At 63.6% G+C, this 20,316-nt stretch carries 15 protein-coding genes and 1 riboswitch; of the genes, 8 read left to right on the forward strand and 7 right to left on the reverse strand.

Annotated features, from left to right (window positions below):
• Window positions 1–15: 15 nt before the first annotated feature.
• Window positions 16–1,080, forward strand: coding sequence for a phosphotransacetylase family protein (locus GKC30_RS03505; RefSeq protein WP_155932287.1), 1,065 nt, complete (start codon window positions 16–18; stop codon window positions 1,078–1,080).
• 125 nt (window positions 1,081–1,205) lie between these two features.
• Complete coding sequence (locus GKC30_RS03510) at window positions 1,206–1,511, forward strand: DUF4911 domain-containing protein (RefSeq protein ID WP_155932288.1); 306 nt, start codon at window positions 1,206–1,208, stop codon at window positions 1,509–1,511.
• 352 nt (window positions 1,512–1,863) lie between these two features.
• Here the strand turns inward: GKC30_RS03510 and GKC30_RS03515 are convergent, their stop codons facing one another.
• Window positions 1,864–2,100 (reverse strand): flagellar biosynthesis anti-sigma factor FlgM, encoded by a 237-nt coding sequence (locus GKC30_RS03515; RefSeq protein ID WP_155932289.1) that lies wholly within the window; start codon window positions 2,098–2,100, stop codon window positions 1,864–1,866.
• Window positions 2,101–2,467: 367 nt separating this feature from the next.
• Between GKC30_RS03515 and GKC30_RS03520 the strand changes: the two genes are divergently transcribed.
• Complete coding sequence (locus GKC30_RS03520) at window positions 2,468–4,147, forward strand: glycosyltransferase family protein (RefSeq protein ID WP_155932290.1); 1,680 nt, start codon at window positions 2,468–2,470, stop codon at window positions 4,145–4,147.
• Between the two features lie 368 nt (window positions 4,148–4,515).
• On the forward strand, window positions 4,516–5,706 hold the full coding sequence (locus GKC30_RS03525) for a PhoH family protein (protein WP_155932291.1): 1,191 nt from the start codon (window positions 4,516–4,518) through the stop codon (window positions 5,704–5,706).
• Between the two features lie 198 nt (window positions 5,707–5,904).
• Here the strand turns inward: GKC30_RS03525 and GKC30_RS03530 are convergent, their stop codons facing one another.
• Genes GKC30_RS03530 through GKC30_RS03540 form a run of 3 tightly spaced genes read right to left on the reverse strand, consistent with a single transcriptional unit; the run spans window position 5,905 to window position 10,192 of the window.
• A complete protein-coding gene (locus tag GKC30_RS03530) occupies window positions 5,905–7,077 on the reverse strand; it encodes a CDP-glycerol glycerophosphotransferase family protein (RefSeq protein WP_196772793.1) in 1,173 nt (390 codons plus the stop codon).
• Complete coding sequence (gene ispD / locus GKC30_RS03535; RefSeq protein ID WP_155932293.1) at window positions 7,070–8,449, reverse strand: 2-C-methyl-D-erythritol 4-phosphate cytidylyltransferase; 1,380 nt, start codon at window positions 8,447–8,449, stop codon at window positions 7,070–7,072. Before ispD ends, GKC30_RS03530 begins: the two co-directional genes overlap by 8 nt.
• A gap of 15 nt (window positions 8,450–8,464) precedes the next feature.
• Window positions 8,465–10,192 carry a 6-hydroxymethylpterin diphosphokinase MptE-like protein gene (locus tag GKC30_RS03540; RefSeq protein WP_196772794.1) on the reverse strand — a complete coding sequence of 576 codons (1,728 nt, stop codon included), beginning with the start codon at window positions 10,190–10,192 and terminating at the stop codon, window positions 8,465–8,467.
• Window positions 10,193–10,513: 321 nt separating this feature from the next.
• Between GKC30_RS03540 and GKC30_RS03545 the strand changes: the two genes are divergently transcribed.
• The gene (locus GKC30_RS03545) at window positions 10,514–11,440 is read left to right on the forward strand and encodes a class I SAM-dependent methyltransferase (protein ID WP_196772795.1); all 927 of its coding nucleotides are present in this window, start codon (window positions 10,514–10,516) and stop codon (window positions 11,438–11,440) included.
• Window positions 11,441–11,532: 92 nt separating this feature from the next.
• Here GKC30_RS03545 and GKC30_RS03550 read toward each other — a convergent pair whose 3' ends face one another.
• Together GKC30_RS03550 and GKC30_RS03555 are read right to left on the reverse strand one after the other, a co-directional pair.
• Window positions 11,533–12,351 (reverse strand): TatD family hydrolase, encoded by an 819-nt coding sequence (locus tag GKC30_RS03550; RefSeq protein ID WP_155932296.1) that lies wholly within the window; start codon window positions 12,349–12,351, stop codon window positions 11,533–11,535.
• Window positions 12,352–12,380: 29 nt separating this feature from the next.
• Window positions 12,381–13,379 carry a glycosyltransferase family protein gene (locus GKC30_RS03555; RefSeq protein WP_155932297.1) on the reverse strand — a complete coding sequence of 333 codons (999 nt, stop codon included), beginning with the start codon at window positions 13,377–13,379 and terminating at the stop codon, window positions 12,381–12,383.
• A gap of 252 nt (window positions 13,380–13,631) precedes the next feature.
• On the opposite strand from GKC30_RS03555, the gene GKC30_RS03560 reads away from it, so the two are divergent.
• From GKC30_RS03560 to GKC30_RS03570, 3 genes are all read left to right on the forward strand, one after another.
• Complete coding sequence (locus GKC30_RS03560) at window positions 13,632–14,525, forward strand: DMT family transporter (protein ID WP_155932298.1); 894 nt, start codon at window positions 13,632–13,634, stop codon at window positions 14,523–14,525.
• A gap of 124 nt (window positions 14,526–14,649) precedes the next feature.
• Window positions 14,650–16,011: a protoporphyrinogen/coproporphyrinogen oxidase gene (locus GKC30_RS03565; RefSeq protein WP_367613951.1), complete on the forward strand. Its 1,362-nt coding sequence runs from the start codon at window positions 14,650–14,652 to the stop codon at window positions 16,009–16,011.
• An 8-nt stretch (window positions 16,012–16,019) separates the two neighbouring features.
• Window positions 16,020–17,090 (forward strand): M24 family metallopeptidase, encoded by a 1,071-nt coding sequence (locus tag GKC30_RS03570; RefSeq protein WP_155932300.1) that lies wholly within the window; start codon window positions 16,020–16,022, stop codon window positions 17,088–17,090.
• Window positions 17,091–17,170: 80 nt separating this feature from the next.
• Here GKC30_RS03570 and uvrA read toward each other — a convergent pair whose 3' ends face one another.
• Window positions 17,171–19,957, reverse strand: coding sequence for an excinuclease ABC subunit UvrA (gene uvrA, locus GKC30_RS03575; RefSeq protein WP_155932301.1), 2,787 nt, complete (start codon window positions 19,955–19,957; stop codon window positions 17,171–17,173).
• 193 nt (window positions 19,958–20,150) lie between these two features.
• Window positions 20,151–20,280: riboswitch (cyclic di-GMP riboswitch) on the forward strand.
• Window positions 20,281–20,316 lie beyond the last annotated feature (36 nt).

Below are 20,316 nucleotides of genomic sequence, written 5' to 3' on the forward strand. Positions count from 1 at the left end.
GGGAGGAAATTCGGCATGGCAGGTCTCTACATCGGTTCGACCACCGGGTATTCGGGCAAGAACATGATCATCATGGGCCTGGGACTCAAGCTCCAGAAAGACGGCTTCAACGTGGGCTACATGAAGCCTGTCGGCGCCATGCCCATGGAAATCGACGGCAAGCTCGGCGACGAGGACGCCGCCTTTGTCCAGGATGTGCTCGGCATCAGCGAGGACCCGGAACTGGTCTCCCCCGTGGTGGTCACCCAGGATTTCAAGGTCAAGGCGTTCTCCGGCAATATGGAGGGGCTCCTCGACAAGATCGAAGAGGGCTACAAGACCCTGTCCGCGTCCAGGGATGTCACCCTGGTGGCCGGATCGGGCTCCATGTATTCCGGCAGGTACTGCAACACGGACGCCATCTCGGTCATCAAGCAGCTGGGCATCAAGGCGGTCATCATCGACCGCTTCCAGAAGGAGCTGAAATACGACTATCTCATGGTCATGAAGGAGCAGCTGGGCGACCATCTGGCGGGGGTGATCCTCAACGACATCCCGCCCCACTTCGTGGACGAGGTGGACCAGTTGCTCGGCCCGGCCCTGGAGGCCAAGGGCATCAAGATTCTCGGGGTCATCCCCCACGACCCGCTCATGGGGGCCATCAAGGTGGGCGACCTGGCCGACCGGCTGGGCGGCAAGATCATCTCGGCCCACAACAAGGCCGAGCGCGTGGTCGAGACCTTCCTCATCGGCACCATGCAGGTGGAGAACTTCATGACCCACTTCCGCAAGAAGAAGAACTCCGCCATCATCGTGGGCGGCGACCGCTCGGATGTCCAGCTGGTGGCCCTGGAAGGCGACTGCCCCTGTCTGGTGCTCACCGGCAACCTCTACCCCAACGACATCATCCTGACCCGATCCGAGGTGCTGGAAACCCCCATCATCATGGTCCGCGAGGACACCTTCACCGTGGCCAAGAAAATGGACGACATCCTCTCCCGCCACAAGCTGCGCGACGCCATCAAGATCAAGCAGGGCGCCGAGCTGGTGGCCGACCACCTCGACTTCCAGCACATCAAGAAGGAGCTGGGGCTGAAATAGGCGAGAGCCCGGCGATTCCCATTCAACACCCAAGGCCCCGAATCGGGGCCTTATTCGTGGATGATTCGAAGATCCGAACACCTCCGCCTGTTGCCATCCCGGCGGACACGGGCTAGGACCAGACCATGAAGAACACCTCAAGACGAAAGCCCCGCAAACGGGCCTGTCCGCCGCCGCCGCTGCACTCGGCGCGGACCTATGTGCGGGTGGAGCCATCGAAGATCGGGCTGTTCCGCTTTCTGCTCGAAGCCCACGACAACCTCGGCGTGTTCACCGTGACCAACCGCTTCACCGGCATCCTGCAACTGCGCTACAGCCCCCACATGCGCCGGGAGATGCGCTCCTTTCTCGACGCTGCAGCCACGGAGATGGCCCTTGAGGTCGTCCTGGACCCGGGCGGGGCCACTGCCCGGACCGGCCGAAAGGGCTGACGCGACCGAAAAAGCCGACACGGCCAACCCACCCCGGCGGCCAGCCGGGGGCGACACACCCATCATTTCGAGAATATCGGGATCGAATTCACGGGCAGGTCAGGCCCGGGGCGCGATGCCTGCGCCTGCGAACCGCTCGCATAAAGCGGCCTACGGTTCGATATATAAGTCGAAACACGCAGACTGTTCAAATGGTGAGATGCGAGGCTCGAAAAAAGTTCAAGGCCGAAGCCCTTGAGCCGTTGGCGAGTCTTCGAGCCTTACGGATCATGAGAGCAGAGATGTACTCCACGTACGCGAGGGTTTGAACTTTTTGAAGCAACGACGCAGATCGCCATTTTTCAACAGCCTGTTACGGGGTGGGGTCCATGGCAGAGGTGAGCAGCCTGGCGATGTCCTTAATGTCCGGGCGATAGTCGCCGGAGCGCACCAGGGACTTGAGCCGGGCGATCTTTTCGGCCCGCTGCGCCTCCTCGCTGTGGCTGAGGCGACAGCGCTCCGGGCGCTCCCCCCTGGCTGCGTCGAACTCCCTGAGGACACGCTCGGTTTCGATTTCAACAGCGCAGCCGCCTGATTCCTGCCTCTTCATCAACCCCTCCCTGGGTCTTTGAAGGTATGGGGGGACGGGCCTGACGGCCCATCCCCCAGTCTCCCCCCGTCCGTTTCGCGCCCTGGTCCGCGTCCGTGCGGACGGCTCCTTCCGGTTCAGGCGGCAGCTTCCGGCTTTTTCCCGGCCATGCGTCCGCTGTTCCCGGCCTGGTTGCCCCTCTTATCGGCAGGGAGTCAGGTTTGGCTTAGGTCTGGACCGCCCTTTTCCATTCACGACAAACTCTATTTATATCAACATGTTGACCTGAGCGTCCCGAGCGTTCCCAAGAGACCGCAGACTGAAAAAAAGGAGCGTGGCAGAGGGGTTATCCCATGACAACCAGGGGGAAATCGGGTTATACCGGCCCATGGGCGAAATCAAGAACGTGTGCCTGATCGACTGCCCCCAGTCGCTGATCAACGCCTTCGTGGAGCTGGGATGCGACGTGCTGCGCCTTACCGGAGTACGCGGCGGGACGCTGGACCTGGGCGAGGCCCTGGACCGGGCGCGTGACGAACGCGGATTTGCCCCCGACCTCGTTGTGCAGACCGAATTCCTGGGTCTGCGATGCCTGATCAAGGGACTGGACGCCCTTCCCTGCCCAACGGTGTTCTGGTGCATGGACCCGCACCTCAACGGCCATTGGCACGCCTTCTACGCCCGGCTCTTCGACCTGACCTGCTCCACCCAGCGGGCGTCCATCCCGACCATTGCCGGACGGGGCGCGACCGATGTGCGCTGGCTACCAATCTTCGGGCAGCGCTCGCCCTGTCCCGAGCACCATAAACGCACACGTGACGTGGCCTTTGTGGGCCGCCTGACTGCGGAGCGCCCGGGCAGAACGTGGATGGTACGGCTCATCGAGCAGTGTTGCGCCGGACATGTTCTGACCGTGACCGACGGGCTTTCCTTTTCCGCCATGATGGACCTCTACCGTGACGCACGGATCGTACCCAATGAATCGATCCTGGACGAGGTCAATTTCCGCCTGTTCGAAGCCGCGTCCTGCGGATGTCTGGTTCTGGGGCAGGACCTGGGGGAGGAGCAGGCGTCGCTGTTCGAGCCGGGGTGCGAGTTCGACACCTATGCCGACGGAATGGAGCTTGGGGAGAAGCTCGACCTGTACCTGAAGAACCCCAGGCTGACCCAGGCCATGGGCCGTGCGGCCTGCCAGCGGGTGCTGGCCGAGCACACGCCCCGCCACCGGGCCATGACGCTGCTGGAATTCGGCGGCGAGGCCACGGAGCGACGGGCCAGGGGAAGCGAGGCGGACGCCTGGATGGCCCTGTCCATGGCCGCCATGTGGGAATCGGGAATGCTCGGCGGATCGGCCAAGGACATGCTGACGCGACTGTCAGGGGATACCGGGGCCCTTGATTTGGCCGCATCGCCCGAGCTGGTCTGCACGGCCCTGCGGGTCCAGGCCAAAGCCGGGATGACTGACCGCCTCTCGTCAGTGGTGGACGGCCTGCTGGTTGCCGGACTGTGGGAAGACTCGGCGGAGGTGAACCTGACCGGGTCCATGGCCGCCCTGCGGCTGGAACGCTTCGACGCGGCCAAGTCCTTCTGGTATCGCCACATCCGCAATGTCGGCATCAACAACCTCGGCCCGCCGTCATCGCCCGATGACCTGCGCATTCTCTGGGCCAAGGATGCCGCCCGCCGGGGTGCGGTGATCCGCCCGGGCTTCGGCTTTGACCCGGCCGTACACCTGCCCGCCACGGCCGCCGAGTGTCTGTTGGCCGTGCTGGCCCACAGGGCCGAAGACCCCTCGGCCATGCGCCTGCTCGACAGTATGCTCAGACCCCTTCCCGGATACTCCCAACTGCGGGTGGGCCTGCTTTCCTCGCTGACCCTGCGCGAGCGGGAAGACTGGCGGCTGGCCCTGGAGCTGGCCCTGGCCGATCTGCGCTGCTGCCGGGTCGAATCCGGCCTGGAGGAATTGGCCCTGGCCAGGAAGCTGGCTGCATCCCAGGGGCAGGAGCGCATCTTCGCCCGCGCCCTGGCCGCAGCGGACCGCTCAGGACGGCTGACCGCCACGAAATAAGCCCCACCCCGCGCCAGGGTGACCCCCGCTGTCTGAAAGCACACCCCTTTCGACAATCTCAAGAAACGCGCTTCCCCTGATTCTTCGGCGGCCGCAAGGACTGTTCCGCACCCTTTTGGCAAAACGACCCACGGTCCACAAGGCCTGCTTCGCAAAATGTCACCCGCCCGTCATGCAGCCGCCCGTTGCATGGCGCATCTTGCATCTAGACATTTTCATGAAAACTGGTCACGGTAAGATCATGAATGCCGACAAGACCGAGGAGGTGACGATGAAGACGATTCGGTGACGCCAGGCCCGATGCGGCCACTGGTCCATGAGGGGCGCGACGCCAGTTGATCCAACACCAAAGCACCGGACGGGGGATTATGGCCCAAAAGCACTTTGTCCTCGACACCAACGTCCTCATTGAAAATCCCAAATGCATCACTGCCCTGCGAAACGGGCAGGAAAACCAGATATACATTCCCTACACCGTCCTCACCGAGCTGGACGGGCTGAAAAAAGACCCGCGTATCGGGCACATCGTCTCCCAGGCCGTCCAGGCCATTCTCCGCGACGAACTGGTCACCATCTTTCCGCCGGACTTTGCCCTGACCCTCACCGACGACGTGATGGACGACCGCATTCTCAAGGAAATCCTGCACATGGGGCCTATCGAGGCCACCCTGATCACCAACGACCGCATCCTCCAGCTCAAGGCCAAATGCTTTGGCATCCCCAGCGAGGAGTATCGGGATTCGGACCCCTTCCGCTCCGAATCCCAGCGCTACACCGGGTTTGTCGAGGACGACGAGGACCTGGTGCCCAACTGCTTCCGCTGGGAGAGCGGCACTCCGGTGTTTCACGGCCCGGAAGGGCCAAAGGCCATCGCCTACACCCACGAGATATGGGGCGTGAGGCCGCGCAGCGTGTACCAGAATCTCGCTCTGGAGCTCATGCTGGCCGAAGGCATCGACCTGGTCTCCATCCAGTCCGAGGCAGGATACGGCAAGACCTTCCTCTCCCTGGCCGCTGCCCTGTACCTGACCCTTGAGCGCAAGGACAATCCCTTCCGCAAGATCTATCTGGTCAAACCCGTGGTGGAGATCGGGGCCAAGATGGGGTATCTGCCCGGTGACATCGAAGAAAAGATGCTTCCGTATATCAAGTACATACAAGACCTTCTCGTCAAACTCCACGACATCCGCCCGGCCAACCGCATCTTCCTCAACCCGGAGGGGGACTCGTTTCGGCTCAACCCCAAGAAATTCGAGATCCAGCCCGTGGCCTTCATCCGGGGCATGAACATCGAAAACGCGGTGGTCATTGTGGACGAAATGCAAAACCTCTCGCGAGGCGAGACACGCGCCCTGCTCACCCGCATGGGCGAGGGAGTCAAGTGCATCTGCCTTGGCGACACCCGGCAGGTGGACAACCCCTATCTCAACGAGTCCAACAACGGCCTCAACTGGACGGTGAAAAAGCTCAAAGGATTCAAGAACTACGCCCATATGGTCCTCAAGGGCGACCGCTCACGCGGCCCCATCACGGACATAGTGCTCAAGTCCAAGCTCTAGCCGGGCCGGGGTGCGGACGGCGCACGGCGGCTGATCCGGCCGCACCCCGGAGCCGGTCGCCCGACGGCTGCCCGCCAAAGAACAAGGAAGCTGTTCAAAAACGGCGAGACTCACAAAAAAGATCAAGGCCAAAGCGCCCCCGACATGCGAGGGTGTGCCCTTTGTGAAGCTGCGCGGCGATCGGTCGTTTGCGACGCCTCAGGCCGGGTCCGAACTGTCGCAGAGGTATGCGGCGATGCGCTCCGAGGCCCGGCCGTCCGTGTGCAAAAACGCCCTGTCGCGAAGGGCGCGGCGATCCTTGGCATAGTCGTCACGGCCAAGGGCGACCTGTGCCAGGGCCTCGTGGAGTTCGCCCTGTGTCCTGCACTTGGGTCCGGGGGTCATGGTCTCGTAAGGAAACTGCAACTCCCTGTTCCGCTTTATATACTCGTCATAGTCTGGACAGAAGAAGAGCACGGGCCGGTCAAGGAGCAGATAGTCCATGAAAATCGACGAATAGTCCGTGACCATCAAATCCACCAGAGGCATGAGCGGATACACGTCGGCGTTGTTGTCAAAGACGGTGATGTTGGGCAACGACGAGACCAGGCGTCCGCCGGTAAGGTGATGCCCTTTGATCACCAGGTGCATCCCGGCCTTGTCCAGGAATCGGTCCAGCACGGCGTAATCCAGGGAGCCGGAACCGAAGGCGTCCCCCACCTTGTCCCTGAAGGTCGGGGCGAAGAGGATGATCCGCCGCTCTTTCTTCAAGCGCACCAGGGACACAAAGGCGTCATAGTCCGCATTGAGCAGATCGAGCTTGCCCGGTCTGCGGAAGAGGACATCCGTGCGGGGGTAGCCCAGGGGCGCCACGCACCTCGCCTGAAACGCCTTGGCAAAGACCTCGTTGGCATAAAAGGGCGAGGTCGTGATCACGGTGTCGTAACCCGAATAAAGGCGCTCCAGTTCAGCAGCCTCATAGTTGCCGGGCACCCGGGAGTCGCGCTCCATGAACCCGATCTTCTTAAAGCCCACGCCATGCCACAGTTGAATGAGTCTGGCGTCACGCACGAGCGGTTCGTAGGGGGCGTGCCGGAAGTCAAAGGTATCCACGACAATGGTGCCTGCGGCCGCAAGGGTCTGGATAGCCTCGTCCGAGGGAAAGAAAAGGGCGGGAAGCCCGGCCTCGCCGAGCATCTTGCAGACATCCCTGCGGCGGCTCAGGAAGTGGACGGGCACTTCGGGGCGCTGTGTCGCGAAATGCAGAAAAAGATGCTTCGCGTTGCCCAGGAACTGCCCGTCCTTCTGGCCGATGAAAACATGCCGGTCCGGATCTCGGGGGGACGTTTTCGTCGTCCGGGCAATTGCTCCCCGCTCATTCACCTCACTCACCGCCGCCCCCTCCCTGGGGCCGCCGCACATCCACGGTCATGCCGGAAAAATCCGCCAGCAGGGTGGTCAGTGTCGCCTCTGCCACTCGCTCGGGGGCGAGCAGGCTGTGCTCGGGCTCGATGCCGAAGTTTCTCCTGCGCATGGGGGTGTTGGTGCGTTCCGGGTTGATGGCGTTGATGCGGACGCCTTCGGCCCACAGCTCTTCGGCCAACCCTTGGACGAGGTTCACCACCGCGGCCTTGGTCGAAGAGTAGATGGAATAGAGCGCACGCCCCCTGGTGTAGGAGCTGGAGGTAAAGACCGCGATGGCCCCCCGCGTCAGCCTGAGGTGCGGAAGGGCCGCCTTGATCACGTTGATGGCCCCGAAATAATTGATGGCCACCTCCTCCTCGATGGAGTCGATCGTGCGCGAGGCCAGCGGGCCGGAGCGCAGCACGGCTGCGGTGTTGACCACAGCATCGATGCGCCCGAATTTGTCCAGCACACCCTCCAGGGCCCGCTCCACTGCCGGATATGAGCGGATATCCACACCGCCGGACCTGGAGAACCCGACCACGTTGGCCCCCCGATCCCTGGCCAGACGAACGATATGCTCGCCGATGCCGCTACTCGCCCCGAAAACCACCACCGTCTTCCCTGCCACGGATTCCGTGATCCGGGCATGGTCGACACTCACCGTGTTGATCTGAAAGATCTTGTCCGCCAGATAGAGGTCCTCGGGGTAGGTGATCTTGATGTTGCGTTCGTCGCCGGGCACCACAAAGACCTCGCCGAGGCCATAGCGCAGCACCAGACCGCAGTCGTCCGTCACCTCCACATCCGGGTCGCTCATGGCCAGCCGGTGGGCCTCGCGCAGAACCCCGGCGCGGAAGCCCTGTGGCGTCTGGCCCCGGCGCAGGGAGGTTCGGCGAGGAATATGCGTGATGCGGTCGGCCGCATCGACCTCGATGATGGTATCCACCGCCGCGATGGCCACATCCACCGCCGGATAACGCGACAGGGCGCTCAGGCACTCGGAAATGATCGTGTGGTTGAGGAAGGGCCGCACCGCATCGTGCAGCAGCACCAGGGCGTCGTCCTCGTCGACGGCGCTGATGCCCGAGGCCGAGCTTTCCCTTCTGGTGGAGCCGCCATTGAGGAGCTTGGTGACCTTGCCGTAGTTGTTGCGCAGCAAGATCTCCTCCACGGAAATCCGGTATTCGTTGCCGATGACGATGAATATCTCGTCAATGTCCGGGTGTGCGTCGATAACGTCAAGGGTGTGCTCAAGAACAGTCCGTCCCGCGATCTTGAGAAACTGCTTCGGGGTGGTGTAATTCATGCGGTTGCCGGAGCCGGCCGCGAGGAGGATGCAGTAGTGTTTGCTTCGCATGGCGTCGCTTCCCCGTTAAGGTTGATCGAAAAGCAGTCGCGAGTCGAACAGGTTTTCGTTGGGCGAGAGTTCGAGGATGTGGGAGAACCTTTCAAGCACCCTGGCGGAGGCAAATACCACCTGGCGGTTGTCCAGCCAGGCGAGCAGGCCCGAATGGGCCACGGTCTGCCGGCCCGCCGGGATGGGGGTTGCCCCGGTGGCGATGTGATACACTTCCCATTTCGCCTTTGGGATGAGACGGCCCAGAGTGGACGTTGCCGCCTCGATCTCTTTTGGAAAACAGAGCAGGGGCAAAGCCTTGCCCCGTTCGGCAAGAGTGATTCCCTGGACCAGCAGCCGGGCATTGTTCAGAGCCTTTCTCCACGCGACGTGCAGGCGGACAGCCACACCCCTGATGTCCGTTTCCGGGCCGGGGGGAGCGTCGCGCAGGGTCTTGACCATGCCGACGAAGGGGTCGTCCCCGGACAAAGGGCCGCCTTCGGCGAGTTGCCGCTCGGCCGCCCGGACCTCCTCCAACTGACTGAGCAGATACAGCCGGGTTTTGGCGATGTCCACCTCCTCGCGCCGGGCAAGGACGTTGTCCATGTCGCGAAGGAAGGCAGCCCGGTCGATGGTGGGGAGCGAGAATATCTGGCGCGGCGGCGTATGGGGAAACCACTTCCGCGAGAGCAGCGTACCGTCGGTGGTGCTGAAAAAACGGGTGCCTGCGGTTCCTGCTATGGCCTCGGCAAACATATCCGCCTCCGTGGCCGTTGCGATGTACCAGTCCCGGCTTTCCACCAGTGCGCCGCACCGATCGCTGAGGAGGTAGGTGCGGCTGTCCTCGATGAGGCGGATTGGGCTCGTCGCGCAGCCCCAGACCCCCTGCGCATGGGGTGCCGGGGGAAACGAAAGGTTGGCCCCGGCAACGAACGCCTGCGGCGACCCCAACGCCTCGGCCAGCCCCAGGCAGGCGGTGAGGCTGCTCACATAGCTCTCCCGCAGCCTGGAGGGATTGGGCAGCAGCTCCAGGTTGAAGCTGTCCATCATGATCACTCCGCGGAACTTGCGGGCGTAGCCGTGAAACGGGGTCAGCGACAAGGCGACCAGCACGGTCTCGGGCAAGGCGGGAATGGCGTCGTAGAAATGGCGTTGCACCTGGAAGGTGTCGAGCTGCACGACGAAATCAGGATGAATCCCTGCCTCAAGGCAAATGTCCAAAGTGCGGGCGATGCAGGCGATGAGACAGTGTTTCCTGAGTTCCGGCAGCTGCGGGGCGATGTCATTGACCGACGGCCCGGGAAGCAACAGAAGCAAGGGAAGCCCCAACCGAGCCTCGGAAAGCTTGTCCGCCAGGGGAGAGGAAAGCGCCCAAGGCATGTTGCGAAGCAGGTTCAGGGTGCGAAATAGGTCAGGATGGGTCTTCTTTCGCACGCTGAAAGGATCGACCGTGATGTGAGAGCGGCTGGGAAAGGCAATGTATTTGTAATGGGCGTGAACGAAGCGCTTTTGAATGTCCAGGACTGCTTCAGGATTCACGGCGTCCTCCTTGTCGGGGAGAACGAAGATAACGCCGTCGCGCAGGTCGGCCGGGGTGATGGCCGGGGGTCTTGGCTCCGCGGACGGGGCAAGGGTATGTAGCCGGAAGACCTTGTTGCCGGGGACGCCTTCGTCCACAGGAGCCGAGTCGAAAACGACGACGGCCTCCCCGTTCCACTGGCTCCGATCCAGCCCGCCGACAACGCTCCGGTACAGAAACGACATCACATGCTCTCCTTGACTCCGAGGTTCCCCTGTGCCGACCAGCGCTGCCGCCCGCCCCAGCGGTCGGCACACGCGCCCCATTGGCGCCCAGAACCTAGCACAATCCCTTGACAAGCGCCAGCTTGAAGCCGCCAGGCGATGCTGCAGGCAAAAGACTCGTCGCCGAAAAAAACATTGTCACGACAAATAGGTATGGGATACCTTCCGCGAGAACAGTCTTGCCCCAAGGCAAGAATCAATGCCATGCAGGAAACGGGCACGAAATCCTTTTCAACGTGCAGCCGCCACGCTCCTGGCAAGATAGGTGAATGGAGGACCAACATGGATGATGCCGCTATTCTTGAACGCATTCGCAAGGGGATGCAACGCAGCGATGTCTTCAACCTGATTCCGGCGTCGTCATCCCGGATTCTGGACATCGGGTACGGCGACGGAAATCTCCTGCTGCGGCTGAAGCATCAGAAAAACTGCACGGAACTGTACGGCATCGAAACCCACAAATCCCGGTTCAATAGCATGGAAGGGATGCTGGACGGCAACTGGAACATGTGCCTTGGCCCGGAAGACAACCATCTTGATGACAAGTTCATCGGATATTTCAACTACATCATCATGCACGATGTCCTGGAACACATCTACGACCCATGGATGTTCCTCTCATACATCCGCAGATACGCATCCCCTGAGTGCCGACTCCTGCTCGTATGCCCCAACGCCCAATACTGGCAGACGATCTTTTCTCTGCTGCAGGGAGACTTTCCTTACGGGTTGGACGGGCATTACAATGAAGACCACATTCGATGGTTCACGCCGAAATCCATGATAGAAATGGCCCTGCTGGCCGGGCTCAAGATCGAGGAGTGCCACCTGCTGCTCTCCTCGAAAATCAACGGCGACCTGCTTGGTTTCATCAACAGCAACGCCAACAAGGGAAACATTCTCCCCATGCCGCCCCAGGGCTTCGACCATCGCCAATACATCAACTTCTTTCCCCCGATCCTTGATGACCTGAGCCATGACGCCGGAGTGGACGTTCTCTTCCGAAACGGAGGAACCAAGGGGTATCTCGGGTTTTATGCGGTGAAGATTCTCCTGATCAGCACGGTGGCCCACATGGACGAGGAGCTCGACAGGATGACTACCGGGACCATGAAGGTCCGCAGACGCCTCTTCATGGAGAAGCATGCGGCCTCCTATGCGAAACGGCTTCCCAGGGAGTGGAAGGCCTATATCTGGCAACCGGGCTAGCCCCCGATCCAAAGGCCCGATCGGCCCAGGCCGGAAGCAGAACCCTGTCGACTCGTGTCCGGCAGGGTTTTCCCGTTCCGGTAGCCGGGCGGCTACAGGCCGAAGAAGCGCCGGGCGTTGTCCCCGGTGATCCGCCAGATGTCTTCCACGCTGCGGCCCTTGATCTCCGCCACCCGCTTGGCGGTGAAGGCCAGCAGCGCCGGGTGGTTGCGCTTGCCGCGCCACGGCTCGGGCGCCAGGAAGGGACAATCCGTTTCCAGCAGGAGCCGCTCGAAGGGGATGCGGGCCACGGCGGCCTGGAGGTCGTCGGTCCTCCTGTAGGTGACTGTGCCGGGGATGGAGACGTGCCAGCCGTTGTCCACCACGCTGCGGGCCAGGTCGAGCCCGGCGCCAAAGCAGTGCCAGAGCACCGGATAGTCCCGGAATCCGTTTTCCGTGAGCAGGGCCAGGGTGTCGGCATCGGCGTCGCGGGAATGGATGACCACGGGCAGCCCCAGCTCCCGGGCCAGCTCAAGCTGACGGACAAAGGCCCGCTGCTGGATGTCGTGGGGAACGCGCTCCCAGTAGTAGTCGAGGCCGATCTCTCCCAGGCCGCGAAGCCTCGGGTCGGCGACAAAGTGGTCGCGCATGCGGGCAAGGGCCACGTCAGTGAGCCTGTCCGCATCGTTGGGATGCACCCCGAGCAGAAAGGAGACCTCGGGATGGTCGTCAAAGAGCGACCGGCCGCGCTCATAGGCGTCCGGGCCGAGAAAGACGTTGATCAGGTGCGACACCCCGGCGGCGCGGGCGCGTTCGAGAATCGCCTCCCGGTCCCCGTCGAAGTCGCCGAGGTCCAGATGGGCGTGGGATTCCATGCCCACCAGCGGCAGGTTTAGGGATTCGGGTTCCGGGCGGACTTTCTTCTTTGCCATGTCGTGATCTTGTTGGCCCCTGCCTGGGCTCACCATGCGTCCCACAGGGCCAGGACCGATTTCCTCTGCCTTTCCGTGGAATACGCGCTGGCCGTTTCCTGCCCTGCCGCGAGCACGGCGTCAAGCTCCGGCCCGCCCTCTCGGATCAGGTCCGCGGCCTGCTCGAGGCACAGGGCCGCGTCCAGCACGTCGCCGTCGGCGCACCACAGGCCGTTGCCGGACCAAGCCACCTCGCGAAGCGGCCACCAGGGCATGAAGCGGGGGTCGGCCTGGACCTGGCGCATGTAGTCCCACCCGCCAAGTCCCGTGAAGCCCACGGGCAGACAGCCGCAGGCCATGGCCTCCAGCGGCGGCAGGGGACACCCCTCGGGAAATCCGGTCATCAAAAAGATGTGCGCCGAGTTCAGGGCCTTGGCCACGCCAAAGGCATCCAGCCCTTCAATGGGCAGCCAGCGCACCGCGCCCGGCCCGTTGCGGTGTTCGAACACCGCCCTGATCTGAGCGGCCACTCCCTTGTTCTTGCGCGGCATGAAGGCCACGGTCACGGCCTTGTCCCTGGCAGCGGTCGGCCGGGAGTCCTGACGCCGGAAGATGGCGCGGTCGATGCCTGGCCGCAGGACCGGGGCATCCTGACGGGTGGCCTGTCTGATGAAATGGGCCACGGGATCGGACACGGCCAGAAATGAAACAGGCAGGCCGCTCCAGGCCACGCCGGGCGGCAGGGCCGAGAAGAGGTAGGCCCAGTTCTGGACATAGACGACACAGCGGCTCCGGGCCTCCAGCCCGGGAGCCAGGGCGTTGGGCCACCCTTCGGGCACCAGCCAGAGGTCGTCCGGGGCCAGACGCAGGTCATTCCAGGCCAGGACCGGGGCCGCGTCGGCCAGCCCTTCGGGCCGCCAGCTTCCGCCCTCGCGCTCCACCAGACGGGCCTCGCGCCCTGCCTGATGCAGGATGTCCGCCATCTGGCGCAGGACAGTGACTCCGCCAGTGGGTTTGCTGACCGGGGGCAGAAAAATGTATGTTTTCATAAGACCAGAGTGAAACCACACTCGAAGTGATTTGGCAAGGGATGACCGGGGCCGCGCCCACTGGGCGCGGGGTGGGGAAGAGAGGGGGGCCCCACCCCGCAGGACAGAGGGAAGGAGTGTGGTGTTCCGTATGCAGACCCATCCTAGGCTGACCGGACCGACGGTTCCTTGCGGCCTGATGGAGATCGGGTGACATATCTGTTGCAGGATTTCCGCTTGTCAGGTGTTGGGGACGGGCCTAGTGTGCGGCCCATGCGCGCCATCCTCACCCCGGGCATGCGGTACATGCTCATCGGCACTTTTTTCTTCTCCGTGGGATCGCTCCTGATCAAGCTCGCGGGAGAGCGGGTGCCCACCTTGGAAATGCTCTTCATCCGGGGTATGGTGGGTATCGGCTTTGTCTGGTTCATCCTGCGCCGCACCGGGGTGGGCATGCTCGGCACCCGCAGGGCGCTGCTGCTCCTGCGCGGGGTGATCGGGTTCGCGGCGCTGTTCGCCGAGTTCTACGCCATCATCCATCTTCCCCTGGCCGATGCCACGGTCATCCTCTTCACCCACCCGGCCGTGGTGGCCCTGCTGGCCTGGATGGTGTTGGGCGAGCGCATCGGCCCGCGGGGGCTCATGGCCGTGGCCGTCAGCCTGACCGGCGTGGCCGTGGTCTGTCGTCCGGCCTTTCTCTTCGGCGGCGGCCCGTCAAGCCTCGACCCCCTGGCCGTGACCGTCGCCCTGTGCGGGGTGGTGGTCACTTCCCTGGCCATCCTGGCCGTACGCTCCCTGGCAAGGACCGAGCATCCGGCCGTGGTCATGCTCTACCCGCCCCTGGTCATCACCGTGCTTTCGCCCATCCTGGCATCGGGCTGGGTCTGGCCCACCGCACTGGAATGGACCTATCTCCTCGGCATTGCGGCCTTCATGAACGCGGGCCAGTATTACATGACCCGAGGCTACGCCATCGAGTCCGCAGCCCGCATCAGCGCCGTGACCTGCCTTGAGATCGTGTTCGCCGCCTTTTGGGGCGCCTCGGTCCTGGGCGAGATACCCGACGGCTGGACCGTGGCCGGCGGAGCGCTCATCGTTGCCGGGACCATCGCCCTGGGCCGGGGCGATGAACCGCAACCCGCCCCGGATACGCCCACAGGCGCATGATCCTCGCACCCCGCCCCATTTTCTCGCCCCCGCCCGGTCAAGCCGATCTCCTTTGGCACCAAACTTGATATCCTTCGCGGAACTTGGAAATATATTCCGCATGGAAACAGCGCAGGGAGCATCCGTGAAAAAAAAATACCTGATCATCGGCGCAGGCCCCACCGGGCTCGGCGCGGCCCATCGGCTGCGCGAACTGGGCGCAGACGACCTCCTCGTACTCGAGCGGCACGGCCACGCGGGCGGACTCTCGGCCAGCTTCAAGGATGACAAGGGCTTTACCTGGGACATCGGCGGCCATGTGGTCTTTTCGCACTACGAGTATTTCGACGCCCTGCTCGACTCCCTCCTCGGCGACGAGCGGCTGGAGCACCAGCGCGAGTCCTGGGTCCGATCCTGCTCGACCTGGCTGCCATACCCCTTTCAGAACAATATCCGCCACCTGCCCCCCCAGGCCCGCTGGGAATGCGTGGAGGGACTTCTGCCCGGCAATCGGCCCGAGGCCGCCCCGGCCGACTTCGGCCAGTGGATCGAAGGCGTTTTCGGCACGGGCATCGCCAAATATTTCATGAACCCCTACAATTTCAAGGTCTGGGCCACCCCTCTCGAGCTGATGCAGTTCGGCTGGATCGGCGAACGGGTCAGCGTGGTGGACCTGCGCCGCGTGCTCAGGAACATCATCCTTGAGCGCGACGATGTCTCCTGGGGGCCGAACAACACCTTCAAGTTCCCGCTGCACGGCGGCACCGGAGAAATCTTCCGACGGCTGGCCGCCCGCCTCGACGGGTTCATCGAATACGGACAGGAAGTGGCCGCCATCGACGCCTCGGCCAGGACCGTGACCACCAAGGCCGGGTTGACCGTGGAATACGAGACCCTGCTCAACACTGCGCCGCTTGACATCCTGGCCTCGCGCTGGCTGGCGGACAGGGACCAGACCATGGTCGAGGCCGCGGACCGTCTGACCCACAACTCGGTTTATGTGGCCGGAGTGGGCCTCGACATCCAGCGCGAGGCCGAGCGCAACCCACGCTGCTGGATGTATTTCCCTGAGCAGGACTCCCCCTTCTACCGGGTTACCAATTTCCACAACTACTCGCCAAACAACGTGGCCCGGCCCGGCCGACAACTGGCCTTCATGTGCGAGACCTCCTATTCGGCCCACAAGCCGGAAAAGCTCGACGAACTGATGGACCAGACCATCGCGGGTCTGGTAAACACCTCCCTGCTGGACGCGGCCAGAGCGGCCGATGTCCTGACCCGATGGGAGACCGCCGTGGACTACGGCTATCCCGTGCCCTGCCTTGAGCGCGACGGCGCACTCAAGGCCATTCAGCCCCGGCTCGAAGCCCTCGGCATCTTCTCCCGAGGCCGCTTCGGCGGCTGGAAATACGAGGTGGGCAATATGGACCACTCGGTCATGCAGGGCGTGGAATGGGCGGACAGGATGATCTCCGGCACTCCCGAAACCACCTACCGCTGGGAATAGAACACCGCATGAACACAGACATCTTCACCGCCCGGCGCGAGAGGCTCCGCCGGACCCTGCACGGACGGGGACTGGACGCGCTCCTGGTCTCCCACGCCGCCAACCGCTTCTACCTGAGCGGCTTCGAACTGCACGACGCCCAGTGCAATGAATCCTCGGGCTGGCTCCTGGTCACCGCCTCGGGAGAAGACCATCTCTTCACCGATCCCCGGTACGTGGACGCCGCCCGCCGCGTCTGGGACGACTCGGCCCTGCACATCTACAGCCGCGACAAGCACGATCTGGTCCTGGCCACAGCTCAGAGCCTGAAGGTGCGGACCCTGGGCTTCGAGCCCAAGGCGCTGCACCTCTTCGATTACGACAAGCTCAGGGAAAAAACTGACCTGACCGGGGCGGACAACCTCGTCGAAGCCCTGCGCATCATCAAGGACCAGGACGAGCTTGAGCGCATGGACGCTGCCATCGAGCTGAACCACCGCCTCTTTGAGCATATCGAGACCCGGCTTGAGCCGGGCCGCACCGAGGCCGAGATATCCTGGGAAGTGGAAAAGTTCTTCCGCGAGAACGGAGCCGAGGAAATGGCCTTTTCCACCATCGTCGGGGTCGGACCCAACGCGGCCCTGCCCCACGCCATCCCCGGCCAGACCGAGTTGCGAGACAACGAGCTGGTGCTCATCGACACCGGCTGCCGCTGCCTGGGCTACAACTCGGACCAGACCCGGACCTTCTGGGTGGGCGACACCCCTTCGGACCGCTTCAAGCGGACCATGGACCTGGTTCGCGCCTCCCAGCAGACGGCCATCGACATCATTCGGCCAGGTCTGCCCTGCGTCGAGGCGTATGAAGCGGCCTGGGCCGTGTTCGACAGGGCCGGGGTGGCCCACCAGTTCACCCACGGCCTGGGCCACGGCATCGGCCTTGAGACCCACGAGCCGCCGAGCCTGAGCAGGGCCGCCAGCTGCATCCTTGAACCGGGCATGGTGGTCACTGTGGAGCCTGGCCTGTACGATCCGGCCTGGGGCGGCATACGCTGGGAATACCAGGTGGTGGTCACCGAGGACGGCTGCCGGGTCATGTAGCCCGCCGATCGGTTCATGAATCAAAAAGGGCCGCTCCCCTCCCGCGAGGTGGAGCGGCCCGATTGTTTCGGCTTTCGGAATTACAGCAGGAAACCGCCCGTGACGGAATCCGGGTTGGCGATGATCTCCTCGGGGGTGCCCGAGGCCACGATGCGGCCGCCATGCTCGCCCCCGCCGGGGCCGAGGTCGATGACGTGGTCCGAGGCCATGATCACGTCGGTGTTGTGCTCGATGACGATGACTGTGGCCCCTTTTTCCACCAGGGCGTGAAGCACTCGGATGAGCTTGCCCACCTCGTGCATGTGCAGGCCGGTGGTAGGCTCGTCAAGGATGTAGAGGGCGCCGGGCAGGTTGCGCTTGCCCAGCTCGCGGGAGATCTTGATGCGCTGGGCCTCGCCGCCGGACAGGGTGGTGGCGGGCTGGCCCAGGCGCAGATATTCCAGACCCACCTCGGCCAGCACGTCGAGCCGTCGGACCAGGGCCGGATGGTTGGCGAAAAACTCGCGGGCCTGACGCACGGTCATGTCCAGCACATCGGCGATGCTCTTGCCCCGGTACTCCACCTCCAGCGTCTGGGCCGTGTAGCGCTTGCCCTTGCACGCCTCGCAGGTGACGTAAACATCGGGCAGAAAGTGCATCTCGACCCTGATCTGGCCGTCGCCCCTGCATGCCTCGCACCGGCCGCCCTTGACGTTGAAGGAGAAGCGGCCCGGCTGGTAGCCCCGGGTCCGGGCCTCTTTGGAACCGGCGAAGATCTTGCGTATCTCGTCGAATATCTTGGTGTAGGTGGCCGGGTTGGAGCGAGGGGTGCGGCCGATGGGGGTCTGGTCGATGGAAATGACCTTTTCCACCAGATCAAGGCCGTCTATGCCCCGGATGGTTCCGGGACTGTTGGCCTTCTGCCCCATGTGCAGCAGCAGATGCCGATAGAGGGAATCCATGACCAGTGAGCTTTTGCCGGAGCCGGACACGCCGGTCACGCAGGTCATGACCCCCAGGGGGACGCTCACATCCAGATCCTTGAGATTGTTGGTGCTCACCCCGCGCAGGGTGATGGCTCTCCTGGCCTTGCGCCGCGTCTCGGGCGGGGCGATGAAGAGGTCGCCGCGCAGATATTTTCCGGTCAGGGTCTCGGCCTTGAGCAGCTCCTCCACCGACCCCTGAAAGACGACCTCCCCGCCGAGCCAGCCCGAGCTTGGACCGATCTCGATGATGTGGTCGGCGTGGCGGATGGTGGGCTCGTCGTGCTCCACCACCAGCACGGTATTTCCCCGGCTCTGGAGCGAGCGCAGCGTTCCGAGCAGCCGCTCGTTGTCGCGGGGGTGCAGACCGATGGACGGTTCGTCGAGCACATAGGTGACGCCCACCAGCCCGGAGCCGAGTTGGGAGGCGAGCCGGATGCGCTGGGCCTCGCCGCCCGAGAGGGTGGACATGTTACGCCCCAGGGAAAGATATTCGAGGCCCACGTTGACCATGAACCCGAGACGGTGGGTCAGCTCCTTGAGCAGGGGCTCGGAGATGCGCGTCTCGTGGCCGGTGAACTCGAGGTTCTGAAGCCACTCCAGGGCGCGCTGGATGGACATGGAGGTGAACTCGTCCATGTTACTGTCGGCCACGCGCACGGCCAGGGCCTCGGGCCGCAGCCGCGCCCCCCGGCAGGCCGGACAGGGTCGGCTCTGGCGGAAACGGGCCGTCCAGTGGTCCCATACCCCGGCCTGTTGCTGGCTCAGGTCGAGCAGGGGCACCACCCCGGGCCAGCCAGTGGCCGGGTCGCCATGAAAAAGGGCGTGCCACGCCTCGGGCGGGAACTCGGCCAGAGGGGTGTCCAGGGTAAAGCCGTGGGACTTGCCGAGCTTCTTGAGCTGCGGGCCGTACTGACTCTGGCGATAGGCGGATTTCCAGGGGATGACGCCGCCCTGGTTGAGGGAGAGCCCCCGGTTGGGCGCGATGAGGTCCGGCTCGAAATAGTCCACGCTGCCGATGCCGTTGCAGGCCGGGCACGCGCCCTGGGGGGAGTTGAAGGAAAAGAGCTGGGGGCTGAGACGCGGCATGGAAATCCTGCACGAAGGGCAGGTGGACAGGGTGGACATGGCGATGTCGCGGCCCGGTCCGTCGCCCTCCAGCACTGTGACGATCATGCGCTCGTCGCCACGGGCCAGGGCCAGCTCCACCGAATCGGTCAGCCGCTTGGCCATGCCCTCGCGGATGACCAGACGGTCCACCACCAGATCAATGGTGTGCTTCTTGTTCTTCTCCAGCTCGGGCGCATCGTCCAGGGTATGGAGCACGCCGTTGACACGCACCCGGGCAAACCCCTCCTTGCGCAGTTTGGCGAAAAGGTCCTTGTGGGTTCCCTTCTGATGCTCCACCAGCGGGGCCAGAACCATGAACTTGGTGCCCTCGGGCATGGCCAGCACGGTGTTGACAATGGCGTCCGTGGTCTGGGCAGCGATGGGCCTGCCACACTCGGGGCAGTAGAACTTGCCCAGTCTGGCGAAAAACACCCGAAGGAAGTCATAGACCTCGGTGACGGTCCCCACGGTGGAGCGCGGGTTGCGGGTGGCGGTCTGCTGCTCCAGGCTGATGGCCGGGGAGAGGCCCTCCACCTTGTCCACGTCCGGCTTGTCCATCTGGGGCAGGAACTGCCGGGCGTAGGCCGAGAGCGACTCCACGTAGCGGCGCTGGCCCTCGGCATAGACGATGTCAAAGGCCAGGGTGGACTTGCCCGAGCCCGAGGGGCCGCAGACCACCACCAGCTGGTCGCGGGGGATGTCGAGGGTCAGGTTCTTGAGGTTGTGGTGCCGGGCACCTTCTATGCGAATGACGTTTCGCGGGCGGATGTCGTTTTTGGGGTCGGTGTTGTGCATCGGGGGATGATAAACATTCCCAGGTGGAAGGCAAGGGGCGCCAACCAGTCGGCAAACAAAAGCATCTGCACTCCATCCAGCCGGAATATATGCCTATCTATTATCCGGATCGCACGGATGCCTATCAAAGCGTGCGGGGCGGGAAAACATCGGTCGAGGTTTACAGCCCGGACCGGGGCGCGTATGGTCAACACTGAAGACAAGCCAAACCCGTCGCGAGGCGGGGACGGAAAGCCACGGGTCTTCGCCCTTTGCGGGCGGCGGAAGGCGATTGTGCCGCAAGCCGGACACCGGAGGGAGGCGAAGACAGCCGGGTTGCCAGAACATCCCAAGCCCGGGCCGTGCGGTCCCGGCGTCCA

It is taken from the genome of Pseudodesulfovibrio alkaliphilus (assembly GCF_009729555.1).
Taxonomy (GTDB): domain Bacteria; phylum Desulfobacterota; class Desulfovibrionia; order Desulfovibrionales; family Desulfovibrionaceae; genus Pseudodesulfovibrio; species Pseudodesulfovibrio alkaliphilus.

What these genes read in the sequence shown, in the direction of transcription:
- GKC30_RS03505 (WP_155932287.1), top strand. Translation starts at nt 16, where the DNA reads ATGGCAGGTCTCTACATCGGTTCGACCACCGGGTATTCGGGCAAGAAC.
- GKC30_RS03510 (WP_155932288.1), top strand. Translation starts at nt 1,206, where the DNA reads ATGAAGAACACCTCAAGACGAAAGCCCCGCAAACGGGCCTGTCCGCCG.
- GKC30_RS03515 (WP_155932289.1), bottom strand. Translation starts at nt 2,100, where the DNA reads ATGAAGAGGCAGGAATCAGGCGGCTGCGCTGTTGAAATCGAAACCGAG.
- GKC30_RS03520 (WP_155932290.1), top strand. Translation starts at nt 2,468, where the DNA reads ATGGGCGAAATCAAGAACGTGTGCCTGATCGACTGCCCCCAGTCGCTG.
- GKC30_RS03525 (WP_155932291.1), top strand. Translation starts at nt 4,516, where the DNA reads ATGGCCCAAAAGCACTTTGTCCTCGACACCAACGTCCTCATTGAAAAT.
- ispD (WP_155932293.1), bottom strand. Translation starts at nt 8,449, where the DNA reads ATGCGAAGCAAACACTACTGCATCCTCCTCGCGGCCGGCTCCGGCAAC.
- GKC30_RS03540 (WP_196772794.1), bottom strand. Translation starts at nt 10,192, where the DNA reads ATGTCGTTTCTGTACCGGAGCGTTGTCGGCGGGCTGGATCGGAGCCAG.
- GKC30_RS03545 (WP_196772795.1), top strand. Translation starts at nt 10,514, where the DNA reads ATGGATGATGCCGCTATTCTTGAACGCATTCGCAAGGGGATGCAACGC.
- GKC30_RS03550 (WP_155932296.1), bottom strand. Translation starts at nt 12,351, where the DNA reads ATGGCAAAGAAGAAAGTCCGCCCGGAACCCGAATCCCTAAACCTGCCG.
- GKC30_RS03555 (WP_155932297.1), bottom strand. Translation starts at nt 13,379, where the DNA reads ATGAAAACATACATTTTTCTGCCCCCGGTCAGCAAACCCACTGGCGGA.
- GKC30_RS03560 (WP_155932298.1), top strand. Translation starts at nt 13,632, where the DNA reads ATGCGCGCCATCCTCACCCCGGGCATGCGGTACATGCTCATCGGCACT.
- GKC30_RS03570 (WP_155932300.1), top strand. Translation starts at nt 16,020, where the DNA reads ATGAACACAGACATCTTCACCGCCCGGCGCGAGAGGCTCCGCCGGACC.
- uvrA (WP_155932301.1), bottom strand. Translation starts at nt 19,957, where the DNA reads ATGCACAACACCGACCCCAAAAACGACATCCGCCCGCGAAACGTCATT.